This window comes from Palleronia pontilimi, from assembly GCF_016412875.1.
Taxonomy (GTDB): domain Bacteria; phylum Pseudomonadota; class Alphaproteobacteria; order Rhodobacterales; family Rhodobacteraceae; genus Palleronia; species Palleronia pontilimi.
Window position 1 is genome coordinate 89,299 of sequence record NZ_JAEKPD010000016.1, and the last position, 13,061, is coordinate 102,359.

The following is a 13,061-nucleotide window of genomic DNA, read 5'->3' on the forward strand; positions in this document are numbered from 1 at the left end:
GGCGAAAAAAGGCCTGGGCGACGCGCCGCCCGGGCCCGGGTCACGTCACTGGCAGGCCAGCTCGATGTTGTTTTCCTGGGCGTAGGCCATGGAATCCTCTTCCACCAGGCGCGCGATCAGCTCCTGGTCGGACTGGATGTAGTCGGTCAGCACCTCCCAGCGGCCCTCACCGGCGTTCCACTGGTTGATCGCGGCCTTGCCGGACCCGCCGTGGTTCTCGCAGGACGCGCTGAAGGTGGGACCGAAGCCCGCCAGCCCCAGCTCGGCCATGCTCTCCTCGGTCATCTCCAGCTGCTCCAGCCCGTCGCGCATCTGCGCGGGCGTGATGGCGCTGACGCCGTGGATTTCCTGCGCCTTGCGCGCGGCCTCGGCGGCGATCATCGCCGCATAAAGGCCGCGGTTGTAAAGCACCGTGCCGCCCTGATCGCCCGCGCCTGCGGCATTGCCCTGCGACCAGACGTGTTCCTCCAGGTCGTCATAAAGTTCGAAATCCGACCCCACGGCGTGGAAGTTCAGCGCCTTGTAGCCGTCGGCGCCGTCGCCCGCGGGTTTAACGTCGTTTTCCGAACCCGACCACCAGATGCCGATGAACTGGTCCATGGGATAGCGGATGTTGGCGGCCTCCTGCACGGCGACCTGGTTCATCACGCCCCAGCCCCACATGAGCACGTTGTCGGGACGCTCGCGCCGGATCTGCAGCCATTGCGACTTCTGCTCCTGGCCGGGATGGTCGACGGGCAGCTCGATCAGCTCGAAGCCGTGTTCGGTGGCCAGCTCGGACAGGGTGCGGATCGGCTCCTTGCCGTAGGCCGAGTTGTGATAGACCAGCGCGATCTTCTTGCCCTCGAGCGACCCGCCGTTCTCGTCCAGCAGGTACTTGATGGCCACCGACGCGCCGTCCCAGTAGGTGGCGGGGTAGTTGAAGACCCACGGGAACACCTTGCCGTTCGACGCGCTCGTGCGGCCGTAGCCCAGCGTGTGCATCGGGATGCCGTCGGCGCTGACGCGCGGGATCAGCTGGTAGGTGATGCCGGTCGACAGCGGCTGGTAGAGCAGCGCGCCCTCGCCCTTCGTCGCCTCGTAGCACTCGACGCCCTTCTCGGTGTTGTAACCGGTCTCGCACTCGATCAGGTTGACCCGCTCGCCGCCGATGCCGCCGTCACGCGCGTTCAGCATGGCGAAATAGTCGGCGTAGCCATCCGCGAAGGGAATGCCGTTGGCGGCATAGGGCCCGGTGCGGTAGCTGAGCGACGGGAATGTCAGCTCGGCCAGCGCGGGGCCCGCGGCCAGCGTGGCGCCCAGCGCCAGGGTCGTCAGGATCTTCTTCATTGGTCTTCCTCCCTAGGTCCCCTGATTGAGGACACTTCTCCGATGCGCCCTTTCGGGGGCGTCTTTCCATGCCCGACCCTAGTGCGGGAAGGGCCACAATCTCAACTTCTCCTTGGTGATGCGCCAGAGCTGCGCCAGGCCATGCGGCTCGACGATCAGGAAGAACACGATCAATCCGCCGACGATCATGAACTCGAGATGCGCCGCCAGGTCCGTGGGCCAGCCCAGCCCGCCCACCAGCACGTTCTTCAGCAGCACCGGCATCAGCACCATGAAGGCCGCGCCCAAAAAGCTGCCCAGGATCGAGCCCAGCCCCCCGATGATGACCATGAACAGCACCAGGAAGGACTTGTTGATCCCGAAGACCTCGCCCACCTCGACCGCGCCCAGGTAGACGGCGAAAAACAGCGCGCCCGAGATGCCGACGAAAAACGACGAGATGCCAAAGGCGCTGAGCTTCGCGCGCAGCGGGTTCACGCCGATGATCTCGGCGGCGATGTCCATGTCGCGGATCGCCATCCACTTGCGCCCCATGGACCCGCGCGTGAGATTGCGGCAGATCCAGGCGCTGGCCACCACGAAGACCAGGCAGAACAGATAGACCGCCCAGGCCTGCGTTTCCGGCCCGGTGATGCGAAAGCCCATGAGCGTGCGTTCTGGCGCGCTGATCTGGCCCGAGGCCGAGTAGTTGTAGAACCACGGCACCCGGTTGAAGAGCCAGACCAGGAAGAATTGCGCGGCCAGCGTCGCCACGGCCAGGTAGAAGCCCTTGATCCGCAAGGATGGCAGGCCGAACAGCATCCCCACGGCCGCGGTGATGAAGCCCGAGATCACGATGTGGATGGCGATGTTGATGTCGGGAAACGCGGTCATCAGCTTGTAGCAGGCATAGGCGCCCACCGCCATGAACCCGCCCGTGCCCAGCGACACCTGCCCGCAATAGCCCGTCAGGATGTTCAGCCCCAGCGCCGCGATGGCATAGATCAGAAGCGGCAGCATCACCGCGTTCAGCCAGTAATCGTTGATGATAAGCGGCACCAGAAGCGCCGCGACCGCCAGGATCAGGTAATACCCCCAGCGGTCCAGCCGGATCGGAAAGGTCTGGCTGTCGCCGGTATAGGTCGTCTTGAAATCGCCCGCTTCGCGGTAAAGCATCACGCGGCCTCCCTGTCGGTCTCGCGGGCGCTGTCGGTCAGCACCCACCCTGTCTTCATCTTTTTGGAAATATCCCGGGGGGCCGCGCAGCGGCGGGGGCAGAGCCCCCTCGCGCCCACCGCCGACACAGCCTTCAGGGCTCCGCCCGTTCGTACCTCGATCCGTCCACTGGACGGATCGCCGGCTGCGCCGGTCCGGTCCTCACACACGTTCAATGATCCGCTCCCCGAACAGGCCCTGCGGGCGGAACACCAGGAAAATCAGCGCCAGCACGTAGGCGAACCAGTTCTCGGTAGCACCCCCGACCAGCGGGCCCACGAGGAACTCGAACAGCTTCTCGCCCACCCCGATGATCAGCCCGCCCACGATGGCGCCGGGGATCGAGGTGAAGCCGCCCAGCATCAGCACCGGCAGCGCCTTCAGCGCGATCAGGCTCAGCGAAAACTGCACCCCCGACTTGGTGCCCCACATGATGCCCGCCACCAGCGCCACGAAGCCCGCGATGGACCAGGTCAGCACCCAGATGAAGTTGAGCGAGATTCCCACGCTCAGCGCGGCCTGGTGGTCGTCGGCCACCGCCCGCAGCGCGCGGCCCTGCTTGGTGTATTGCGAAAACGCGACCAGCACGGCCACCAGGATCGCGGCGATGATCGTCGCGGCGATGTCCAGGTTGTCGATGAAGAAGCCGTAACCGAACAGGTCGAGCGTGGTCTCGTCGATCCAGCTGTTGATGCCCTGCGGCAGTCCCACGTCGAGCGCCTTGATGTCCGACCCCCACATCATGTCGCCGAAGCCTTCCAGGAAATAGGCCAGGCCGATGGTCGCCATGAACAGGATGATCGGCTCCTGGCCCACCAGGTGGCGCAGCACCAGCCAGTTCACCAGCCAGGCGAACAGCACCATGGTCACCATGGTCAGCAGGATCGCCAGCAGCGCGGGCACCTCCCAGCCGAAGCCGTGGATCTCGGTGCCGAAGGTGGCGTTGATCAGGTGCTCGAACGGCACCTGCCCTTCCATGATCCCCACCAGCGTCAGCGCGGCGAACAGCGCCATGACCCCTTGGGCATAGTTGAAGATCCCGGAAGCCTTGAAGATCAGCACGAAGCCCAGCGCCACCAGCGCGTAGAGTACGCCGGCCATCAGTCCGTTCAGCGTCACCTCGATGGCGAAAAGCAACTGGTCTGGCATCGCGTGGTCCCTTTCGTGCCGCCCCTGCCCGGTATCGCTTCGGGCTCAGTCTGGAATCGAAGAAGGGGCTGGGCGCGCCCCTTCCCGGCCGTTCGTCTATTCGTGCTGCGTCCCGGGGGTCGAGGCATCGCGGCCCGGGTTGGGCCCCGTCGCCGACGGGCATGTGCATGCGCCCAGCAGTTCGTTCGCCTTCTCGGATCGCTCGCCCGCGGGCTGTGCCTCCAATGCGGCGCGGGCGGCCCGCAGGCCCCAGTCGATATCGCCTTCGACCCATGCGGGCCGGTTGGCATCGTCGGAATGGAAATCGGTCTGCCGCGCGTCCCGCGATTGCCGGGCGACGCGGCCAAGCGCACCCAGCACCGCCTCGCGTTCGTTCTGGCGCAGCTCGTCCAGGTCCTCGGGGCGGAACTTCGCCACCATCTGCCCCGCCCAGTCGGGCAGGCCCCGGTCATCGCCCAGGGCTTCGGCCAGGGTCTTCTTCTGCCATGTCAGGTCCGTCATCTCGTATCCTTCCTAAAGGGTGATACGAGGCGAACGCGGCAGGGCGCGGATACGGTCCGGTCAATCATGGGCGACCCCCAGGTAGGCGTCGATCACCTGCGGGTTGTTGCGCACCTCGTCGGGCGTGCCGTCGCCGATCTTGCGGCCGTAATCCATCACCACCACCCGGTCCGAGATGTCCATGACCACGCCCATGTCGTGCTCGATCAGGGCGATGGTGGTGCCCATCTCGTCGTTGACGTCCAGGATATAGCGGCTCATGTCCTCCTTCTCCTCGACGTTCATGCCGGCCATCGGCTCGTCCAGCAGCAAAAGGTCCGGCTCGGCGGCCAGCGCGCGGGCGAGCTCCACGCGCTTTTTCAGACCGTAAGGCAGGCGGCCCACGGGCGTCTTGCGGATGTGCTGGATTTCCAGGAAGTCGATGATCCGCTCGACGCGGGCGCGGTTCTCGACCTCTTCGCGCTCGGCCTTGCCCTTCCAGATCATCTGGGCGACCAGGCCCGCGTGCATGTCGTTCAGCCGACCCGTCATGATGTTGTCGAGCACGCTCATCCCGTCGAAGAGCGCGATGTTCTGGAACGTGCGCGCGACACCCGAGCGCGCGACCTGGAATGGCTTCATGGCGGGGCGCTTTTCGCCGCGGAACCAGACCTCGCCTTCCTGCGGGTTGTAGAACCCCGAGATGACGTTGAGCATCGACGACTTGCCCGCCCCGTTCGGCCCGATGATGGCGCGGATCTCGCCCTGGCGGATGTCGAACGAGATGTTCTTGATCGCCTCGACCCCCCCGAAGCGCAGCGTGATGCCCCTGAGATCCAGAAGCGTGCCCCCGATGGTGCGGCCGTCCTCGGTGACGTGGCTGTCGGCGGTGTCTTTCATGGCGCGACCTCGCGGGATGGCGGGTGGGGCGATGGCGAAGCCGAGCGTCGATCCGTCATTCCGCCGCCTCCTGCACCTGGCCGCCCACCGGGAACACCTGCGCGTCCTGGATCTTCAGCGTCGCCTTGATCTGGCCCTTGCGGCCGTCCTCGTAGGTGACTTCCGTCTCGGTATAGATCTCGTCCTTGCCGCCATACAAAGCGTCCAGGATGTCGGCGAACTTCTCGCCGATCACCGCGCGGCGGACCTTCTGGGTGCGCGTGAGCTCGCCATCGTCGGCGTCCAGCTGCTTGTGCAGCACCACGAAGCGGTGGACCTGGCAGCCCGACAGCATGTCGTCCTGGGCGATGCTTTCGTTCACCTCGGCCACATGGTCGCGCATCATCTCGAGCACGCGGGGATGCTGCGACAGCTCCTGGTACGAGCCGTAGCCGATATTGTTGCGCTCGGCCCAGTTGCCCACCGCGTTCAGGTCGATGTTCAGGAACGCGACGCAGGTCTCGCGCCCCGCGCCGAAGACGACGGCTTCCAGTATGTTGGGGAAGAACTTCAGCTTGTTCTCGACGTATTTGGGCGCGAACATCCCGCCGCCCGCCAGCTTGCCCACGTCCTTGGCGCGGTCGATGATGCGTAAATGACCGGTGCCTTCCTCGAAGAAGCCCGCGTCGCCGGTGGCGACCCAGCCGTCGGCATCCTTGGTGTCGGCGGTGCTTTCGGGGTTCTTGTAGTATTCCGCGAACACGCCGGGCGAGCGGTAGAAGACCTCGCCCTTGTCGTCGATGCGGATCTCGACCCCCGGCGACGCCACGCCCACGGTGTCGGACCGCACCTCGTTGTCGGGCTGCTGGGTGATGAAGACCGACGCCTCGGTCTGCCCGTAAAGCTGCTTCAGGTTGATGCCGAGGCCGCGATAGAAGTCGAAGATCTCGGGGCCGATCGCCTCGCCCGCGGTATAGCCCACGCGGATGCGGCTGAACCCCAGCGTGTTCTTCAGGGGGCCATAGATCACCAGCTCGCCCACCCGGTATTTCAGCTTGTCCCAGGTGCTCACGGGCTTGCCGTCCAGGATGTCGGGGCCGACGCGCTGGGCATGGTCCATGAAGTAGTCGAACAGCGCCTTCTTGATGCGCGTCGCGTCCTCCATCCGGATCATCACGTTGGTCAGCTGCGTCTCGAAGACGCGGGGCGGGGCGAAGTAATAGGTCGGGCCGATCTCGCGCAGATCGACCTGCATCGTGTCGGGGCTTTCGGGGCAGTTGACGCAGAAGCCCGCCCAATAGGCCTGCCCGATCGAGAAGATGAAATCGCCCACCCACGCCATGGGCAGGTAGGCCAGAACGTCCTCGGCTTCGGTCAGGTGATCGAACTCGCAGGACGCTTTCGAGGTCTCGATGATGTTGCGGTTGCTCAGGATGACGCCCTTGGGCCGCCCCGTCGTTCCCGAGGTGTAGAGCATGACGCAGATGTCATCCAAGCTCAGCGCCTCGGTACGCTTGTCCAGCTCGGGCAGCAGCCGGTCGCGCGCGTCGCGGCCCGCCTTCTGCACGTCCTCGAACGAAGTCAGCTTCGCGTGGTCGTATTTGCGCAAGCCGCGCGGATCCAGATAGATCATCTGGCGCAGCGGCGCGGCGTCGCCCGCGGCATCCAGCAGCTTGTCGACCTGTTCCTGGTCGCCCACCACGGCCATGACCGCGCCGCAATGGTCGAGCTGATAGGCGATCTCGTCCACCGCGGCGTCCTGGTAGATCGGCACCGGCACCGCGCCGCAGCGTTGCACCGCCACCATCGCCCAGTAGAGCGCCGGCCGATTGCGCCCCGAGATCACCACCCGGTCGCCGACTGCAAGCCCCAAATCCAGCAGGCCCAGCGCCAGCGCTTCGACTTCTTCCGCGACTTCTGCCCAGGTCCAGCTTTGCCAGATCCCGTATTCCTTTTCGCGATTGGCGGGCCTGTCGCCGATGCGATCCGCGTTCCGCGCCAGCAGCGCGGGGATGGAGACGGGCGTCTCGCTCAAGATGTGGTCCTCCCTGGCCGCTTTGCGCGGCTCGTATGGGGATCAGCCTGACAGCATTTCGACAGGAATCAATAGCGGGCCACCCAAGACGTTCGGACAGGTGCGGCCATTGCCCGACAAACGCAAAGGGGCGGCACCCTCGGTGCCGCCCCCTGTTTCCGTCTCGCCCGAAGGCGACGATCAGTTGAAGTTATAGACCAGCGAGACGCCGAACTGGTGCTCGGTCGACTTGTCGCCGATGGCCGGATCGGTGTGATACTCGGACTGGATCGAGGTGCGCAGCGCCAGCGTATCGGTCATCGACACGTTCAGACCCAGGTCGTTGTAAAGCACCGTGTCCGAATCCGACGTGATGATGTCGGTGTCGTTCGAAATGAACATGTTGTCGTTGATGCGGTTCAGGTAATCCGACGACAGCGAGATTGCGAATTCGCTTTCGTCGCCATCCAGGTCGCCGACCACGTTGCCGATTTCACGGAAGCTCTGGAAACGGTAGCCCGGACCGGCCTGCACCGACCACTGGATGTCGGGCGTGTTGTAGATGCGGTAGCCCGCGCCGAAGCCCAGGAATACGTCGTTCTCGCGCTCGACCGTGTTGTTCACATCGTCGTCGTCGTCGGTGCGACCGTCATAGCTACCCTGCAGAAGCGCGTAGCCGTAGAGGTTCGGATTGAAGTCGCGCGAGTACTGGAAGTTGTAGAGCAGGTTGTCCTCGGTCGTGTCGCCGTTGTCGGACGAATACGTGTAGTACAGGCCCAGGTCGTAGCCGTTGGGACCGGCGACGTAGCCGAAATTGGCGCCAAGGCCCAGGTCGACGGTTTCGTCGTCGTCGTCGTTGCTGTCGCCGGTGCCCGCGGTGGCGCGCAGCGCCATCGAGCCGGTGAAGCCTTGCGGGCGGCCTTCGTTGCCGATGCGGAAGGTCTGACGCTCGAAATCTTCCTGGATGTCGTCGGCCAGGTCTTCGTTGGCGTTGGCCACGGCACTGTCACCGATCAGGCCGGTGTTGTTGAACGTGTTGGTCTGAGCTTGCGCGGCGCCTGCGATCAGGGCAGCGACAGCGGCAGAGACGAAGATGTTGCGTGTAGTCATGTGCGCGTGTCCTTGATATCTGAGCAGCGGGATCGTCCCGCCTTCTGGACGGTCAAATACATGTCTGATCGGTAAGTTCACCCGGCCATCGACGTGAATTCAAAGCCACGGTATTTTCGCAACAACCAAGGGGTTTACCCTACGAAATCCCCTTGTTTTCGGAACAATCGGCAATTTTTTACCGACGGGCCCGTAAAAAATTCCCGAGCCCCTTGAACGACGTGCAGGCGCACATGGAAAGGCGCGGCCTGCGACGCGCATCTATTCGGCCGCGAGCGACGTCTCGGCCGGATCCACGCGCACGGCCGAGTACTTGAACTCGGGGATCTTGCCCCAGGGATCGAGCGTCGGATTCGTCAGCACGTTCGCCGCCGCTTCGACGAAGGCGAAGGGCAGGAACACGCAATCCTCGGCGACCGAGCGGTCGGCGCGGGCCATGATCTCGACGCTGCCGCGGCGGGTCGACAGGCGGACATGCCCACCGGGGGCCACGCCCATCTTGCGCAGCGTCGCCGGGTGAAGCGAGCAGTTCGCCTCGGGCTCGATATCGTCCAGCACCGCCGAGCGCCGGGTCATCGCCCCGGTATGCCAGTGCTCCAGCTGCCGCCCGGTGATCAGGATCATCGGGTATTCGTCGTTCGGCGCCTCGGCCGGGGGTGTCACGCGGGCGGGGGTGAACTTCGCCCGGCCCGCGCGGCGCGGGAAGCCGTCGCCGAACATCACCGACTGGCCGGGATCATCCTTGGAATTCGCCGGATAGGTGACCGAGCCTTCGTTCTCGACGCGGTTCCAGGTGATGTGGTGCAGGTTGCGCATGGACATCTTCATCTCGTCGAAGACGCTGCGCGGCCCGTCGTAATCCCAGTCCAGCCCGATGCGGTTGGCCAGCTCGACCAGCAATTCCCAGTCCGGCCGCGCGTCGCCCGGCGGCGAGATCGCCTTGCGGCCCATCTGCACCTGCCGGTTGGTGTTGGTGACGGTGCCGTTCTTTTCCGGGAACGCGGCGGCGGGCAGGATGACATCGGCGAAATTCGCCGTTTCGGTCAGGAAGATGTCCTGCACCACCAGGTGATCGAGCTGCGCCAGCGCCTTGCGCGCGTGCTCGACATCGGGGTCCGACATGGCGGGGTTTTCACCCAGGATGTACATGCCGCGGATTTCGCCGCGATAGATGGCGTCGATGATCTCGACCACCGTCATTCCGGGTGTGGCGTCGATCTCGGTCCCGCCCCAGATGTGGCGGAAGAGCGCGCGCACTTCGGGGTCCGTGACGCTTTGGTAATTGGGCATGACATGCGGGATCAGCCCCGCATCGCTGGCGCCCTGCACGTTGTTCTGCCCCCGCAGCGGATGCAGGCCCGTGCCCGGTCGCCCGATTTGGCCGCAGAGCAGCGCCAGCGAGATCAGGCAGCGCGCATTGTCCGTCCCGTGGATATGCTGCGAGATCCCCATCCCCCAGAAGATCATCGCGCGCGCAGCACCCGCATAGGTGCGCGCCACGTCGCGGATCGTGTCGGGGTCGATGCCGCAGATCTCGGACATGCGCTCGGGCGTGAAGGCGCGGATATGGTCGCGGAACTCGAAAAAGCCTTCGGTGAAGCCCTCGATATACTGCCGGTCGTACAGCTTTTCTTCCACGATCACGTTCATGATCGCGTTCAGCAGGGCCACGTCGGTGCCAGGCCGGAATTGCAGCATGTGGCTGGCATAGCGGCGCAGCGTCTGGGCGCGCGGGTCGATGACGATCAGCTGGCCGCCATCCTTGGCGAACTGCTTAAAATAGGTGGCCGCGACGGGGTGGTTTTCGGTCGGGTTCGCACCGATGACGATGGCGACTTCCGCATTCTCGATCTCGTTGAAGCCCGCCGTCACCGCGCCCGAGCCCACGTTTTCCATCAGCGCCGCGACCGAGCTGGCATGGCAGAGCCGCGTGCAGTGATCCACGTTGTTGTGGCCGAAGCCCTGGCGGATCAGCTTCTGGAACAGGTAGGCCTCTTCGTTGGTGCACTTGGCGCTGCCGAAGCCCGCGACGGATTTGCCGCCGTAATAGCTGCGCAGATCCACCAGCCCGTGCGCGGCCTTTTCCAGCGCCTCGTCCCAGGTGGCTTCGCGGAAATGGGTCCACGGATTGGCCGGGTCCACGTTCAGCCCCTTGTCGGGCGCGTCGTCGCGGCGGATCAGCGGCTTGGTCAGCCGGTGCGGATGGTGGATGTAGTCGAAGCCGAAGCGGCCCTTGACGCACAGCCGCCCTTCGTTGGCGGGACCGTTGATCCCGTCCACGTACTTGATCTTGTTGTCCTTGACCTTCATCGACACCTGGCAGCCGACGCCGCAGAACGGGCAGATCGACTTCACCTCGGCATCGTAATCGGCGCTGTCGCCATGCTGCTGGTCGTCCAGAACCGTGGCGGGCATCAGCGCGCCGGTAGGACAGGCCTGCACGCATTCCCCGCAGGCCACGCACGTGCTGTCGCCCATGGGGTCGTCCATGTCGAAGACCGGGAAGGCGTCGTGCCCGCGCCCGGCCATGCCGATCACGTCGTTGACCTGCACTTCGCGGCAGGCGCGCACGCACAGCCCGCACTGGATGCAGGCGTCCAGGTTCACGCGCATGGCGATGTGGCTGTCATCGAGCAGCGGGATCCGCTCTTTTTCGAGCTTGGGGAAGCGGCTGTCGGTTACCTCTTCCATCGCCGCCATGTCGCGCAGATGCGACGATGCGTCATGGGCCACCTCGGGCTGGTCGGCCAGCAAAAGCTCCATTACCATCCGGCGCGCCTTGGTCTCGCGCGCACCCTGGGTGGTGATCTGCATGCCGTCCTCGACATCGCGGCGACAGGACGCGACAAGGCCCTTTTCGCCCTCGACCGCGACCATGCAGGACCGGCAATTGCCATCGGGGCGGTAGCCCGGCCAGTCCTTGAAACACAGATGCGGCAGGGTCGTGCCCTCGCGTTTGGCGACCTGCCAGATCGTCTCGCCCGCCTCGGCGGTGACGTCCTTGCCGTCCAGCTTCAATGTGACCTTGTCCGGCATGGTGGGCTTCCCTTGCATCATCACCCCCCAAACTAGACGAAAGCGCGGCCCTGTCATGCCCCCGAATACGACGGACACGGCATTGTTTGCGCCACGCATCGAAACCGGCTAGGCCGCAATCACGCCAAGAAGGAACCGCCATGGGTGAAATCGTCCTGGTCCGCCACGGGCAGGCCAATTCGCACGCCGACAACGAAGACGACTACGACCGGCTGAGCGATCTGGGCCACCAGCAGTCGCGCTGGCTGGGCGACTGGCTGCGCGACCGGGGCGAACGGTTCGACGCGGTGCTGTCGGGCTCGCTGCGCCGCCACCGCGAAACGGCGGCGGGCATGGGGATCGAGGCCACGATCGACGAACGCCTGAACGAGATGGATTACTTCAACCTGGGCCGCGCGCTGGAAAACACCCACGGCGTGCCGATGCCCGACGCCGACGGCTTTCCCGACCACGTGCCGCAGGTGATGCGCGCGTGGCACGCTGCGGAAATCCAGGGCAACCTGTCCTTCGCCACCTTCGAGGCGCGGATCACCTCGGTTCTGCTCGACGCGTCCGAAGAAGGCCGCCGCACGCTCTGCATCACCTCGGGCGGCGTGATCGGCATGGCGCTGCGCCACGTGCTGGACCTGGACCCCACCCGGCTGTCACAGGTGCTTCTGCCGATCCGCAACACGTCGATCCACCGCTTCCACATACGGCGCGGGCAGATGCTGATGGCGGGCTTCAACGCCACGCCGCACCTGGACCGCGACGACCGCGCCCACGCGCTGACGCATTACTGAAAGGCCCCCACCATGACACATCTGTGGGTCCGCGCCGAGCCGCGCGCCAACGAAGACCGGGTCGGCATCATGCCCGATGGTGTGGCGACCCTGCTGGCAGACGGCTTCCGCGTGACCGTGGAAGACAGCCGCACCCGCGCCATTCCCATCGACGCCTACCGCGCGGCGGGGGCCGAGATCGCGCCCGAAGGCGCGTGGCCCACGGCTCCCGCGGACGCCATCATCTTCGGGCTGAAGGAACTGCCCGACGACGGCACCCCGCTGTCCCACCGGCACATCCTGTTCGGCCACGCCTATAAGGGCCAGGCCGACGGGCAGCGGCTACTGAAGCGGTTCGCGGTGGGCGGCGGCACGCTTTACGACCTGGAATACCTGGTGGACGACACCGGCCGCCGCGTCGCGGCCTTCGGCTACTGGGCGGGCTTCGCGGGTGCGGCGGTATCGCTGATGGCGTGGGCCGCGCAGGCCCGGGGGCAGACCTGTCCGCCGGTGCACAGCTACCCGTCGGCCACCGCGCTGACGGGCGATCTGGCCACCCTGCTGAAGGGGGCGACGGCCGCCTGGCCCACGGTGCTGGTCATCGGCGCGAAGGGCCGCGTCGGGGCCGGTGCGGCGGATCTCTGCACCGCCGTCGGTGCGCCGATCACCCGCTGGGACCTGGCGGAAACCGCCCATGGCGGCCCGTTCCCGGAAGTGCTTATGCACCACGTCTTTCTGAACTGCATCCTCGCGCAGCCCGGCGCGCCGGTCTTCGTGCCCGCCGACACGCCCACCCAGCCGCGCCGCCTGACGGTGATCGGCGATATCGCCTGCGATCCGACTTCGGATTTCTCGCCGGTGAAGGTCTATGACCGCACGACGACCTGGGACGCGCCCACGCTGCGGGTCCATGACAGCCCGCCGCTGGACGTGATGGCCATCGACAACCTGCCGTCGATGCTGCCGGTGGAATCCTCCACCGATTTCGCCGCCCAGCTTCTGCCCCACCTGCGCACCCTGCCCCGGATCGACGAAGGGGTGTGGGAGCGCGCCCGCCAGACATTCCTGGCGCACCGTCCCTAGTTCATCTTTCCACAAATACCTGACGC

At 65.6% G+C, this 13,061-nt stretch carries 10 protein-coding genes; 2 read left to right on the forward strand and 8 right to left on the reverse strand.

The window, feature by feature from the left end; genetic code table 11:
* Positions 1 to 45 precede the first annotated feature (45 nt).
* The 8 genes from ILP92_RS15250 to fdhF all read right to left on the reverse strand — a co-directional run bounded on the left by ILP92_RS15250 (position 46) and on the right by fdhF (position 11,191).
* Positions 46 to 1,329, reverse strand: a complete 1,284-nt coding sequence (locus ILP92_RS15250; protein WP_198917274.1) for an ABC transporter substrate-binding protein — start codon at positions 1,327 to 1,329, stop codon at positions 46 to 48.
* 78 nt (positions 1,330 to 1,407) lie between these two features.
* Positions 1,408 to 2,484, reverse strand: coding sequence for a branched-chain amino acid ABC transporter permease (locus ILP92_RS15255; protein ID WP_198917275.1), 1,077 nt, complete (start codon positions 2,482 to 2,484; stop codon positions 1,408 to 1,410).
* A gap of 201 nt (positions 2,485 to 2,685) precedes the next feature.
* Positions 2,686 to 3,672: a branched-chain amino acid ABC transporter permease gene (locus ILP92_RS15260; protein WP_198917276.1), complete on the reverse strand. Its 987-nt coding sequence runs from the start codon at positions 3,670 to 3,672 to the stop codon at positions 2,686 to 2,688.
* A gap of 96 nt (positions 3,673 to 3,768) precedes the next feature.
* On the reverse strand, positions 3,769 to 4,173 hold the full coding sequence (locus ILP92_RS15265) for a hypothetical protein (protein ID WP_198917277.1): 405 nt from the start codon (positions 4,171 to 4,173) through the stop codon (positions 3,769 to 3,771).
* A gap of 60 nt (positions 4,174 to 4,233) precedes the next feature.
* Positions 4,234 to 5,052, reverse strand: a complete 819-nt coding sequence (locus ILP92_RS15270; protein WP_198917278.1) for an ABC transporter ATP-binding protein — start codon at positions 5,050 to 5,052, stop codon at positions 4,234 to 4,236.
* A 55-nt stretch (positions 5,053 to 5,107) separates the two neighbouring features.
* On the reverse strand, positions 5,108 to 7,066 hold the full coding sequence (locus ILP92_RS15275; RefSeq protein ID WP_198917279.1) for an AMP-binding protein: 1,959 nt from the start codon (positions 7,064 to 7,066) through the stop codon (positions 5,108 to 5,110).
* A gap of 180 nt (positions 7,067 to 7,246) precedes the next feature.
* Entirely contained in the window at positions 7,247 to 8,155 is a 909-nt protein-coding gene (locus tag ILP92_RS15280; protein ID WP_198917280.1) for a DUF481 domain-containing protein, read from the reverse strand.
* A gap of 261 nt (positions 8,156 to 8,416) precedes the next feature.
* On the reverse strand, positions 8,417 to 11,191 hold the full coding sequence (gene fdhF, locus ILP92_RS15285; RefSeq protein WP_198917281.1) for a formate dehydrogenase subunit alpha: 2,775 nt from the start codon (positions 11,189 to 11,191) through the stop codon (positions 8,417 to 8,419).
* A 140-nt stretch (positions 11,192 to 11,331) separates the two neighbouring features.
* Between fdhF and ILP92_RS15290 the strand changes: the two genes are divergently transcribed.
* Together ILP92_RS15290 and ILP92_RS15295 are read left to right on the forward strand one after the other, a co-directional pair.
* Positions 11,332 to 11,973 carry a histidine phosphatase family protein gene (locus tag ILP92_RS15290; protein WP_198917282.1) on the forward strand — a complete coding sequence of 214 codons (642 nt, stop codon included), beginning with the start codon at positions 11,332 to 11,334 and terminating at the stop codon, positions 11,971 to 11,973.
* Between the two features lie 12 nt (positions 11,974 to 11,985).
* Positions 11,986 to 13,035: a saccharopine dehydrogenase gene (locus tag ILP92_RS15295; protein WP_198917283.1), complete on the forward strand. Its 1,050-nt coding sequence runs from the start codon at positions 11,986 to 11,988 to the stop codon at positions 13,033 to 13,035.
* Positions 13,036 to 13,061 lie beyond the last annotated feature (26 nt).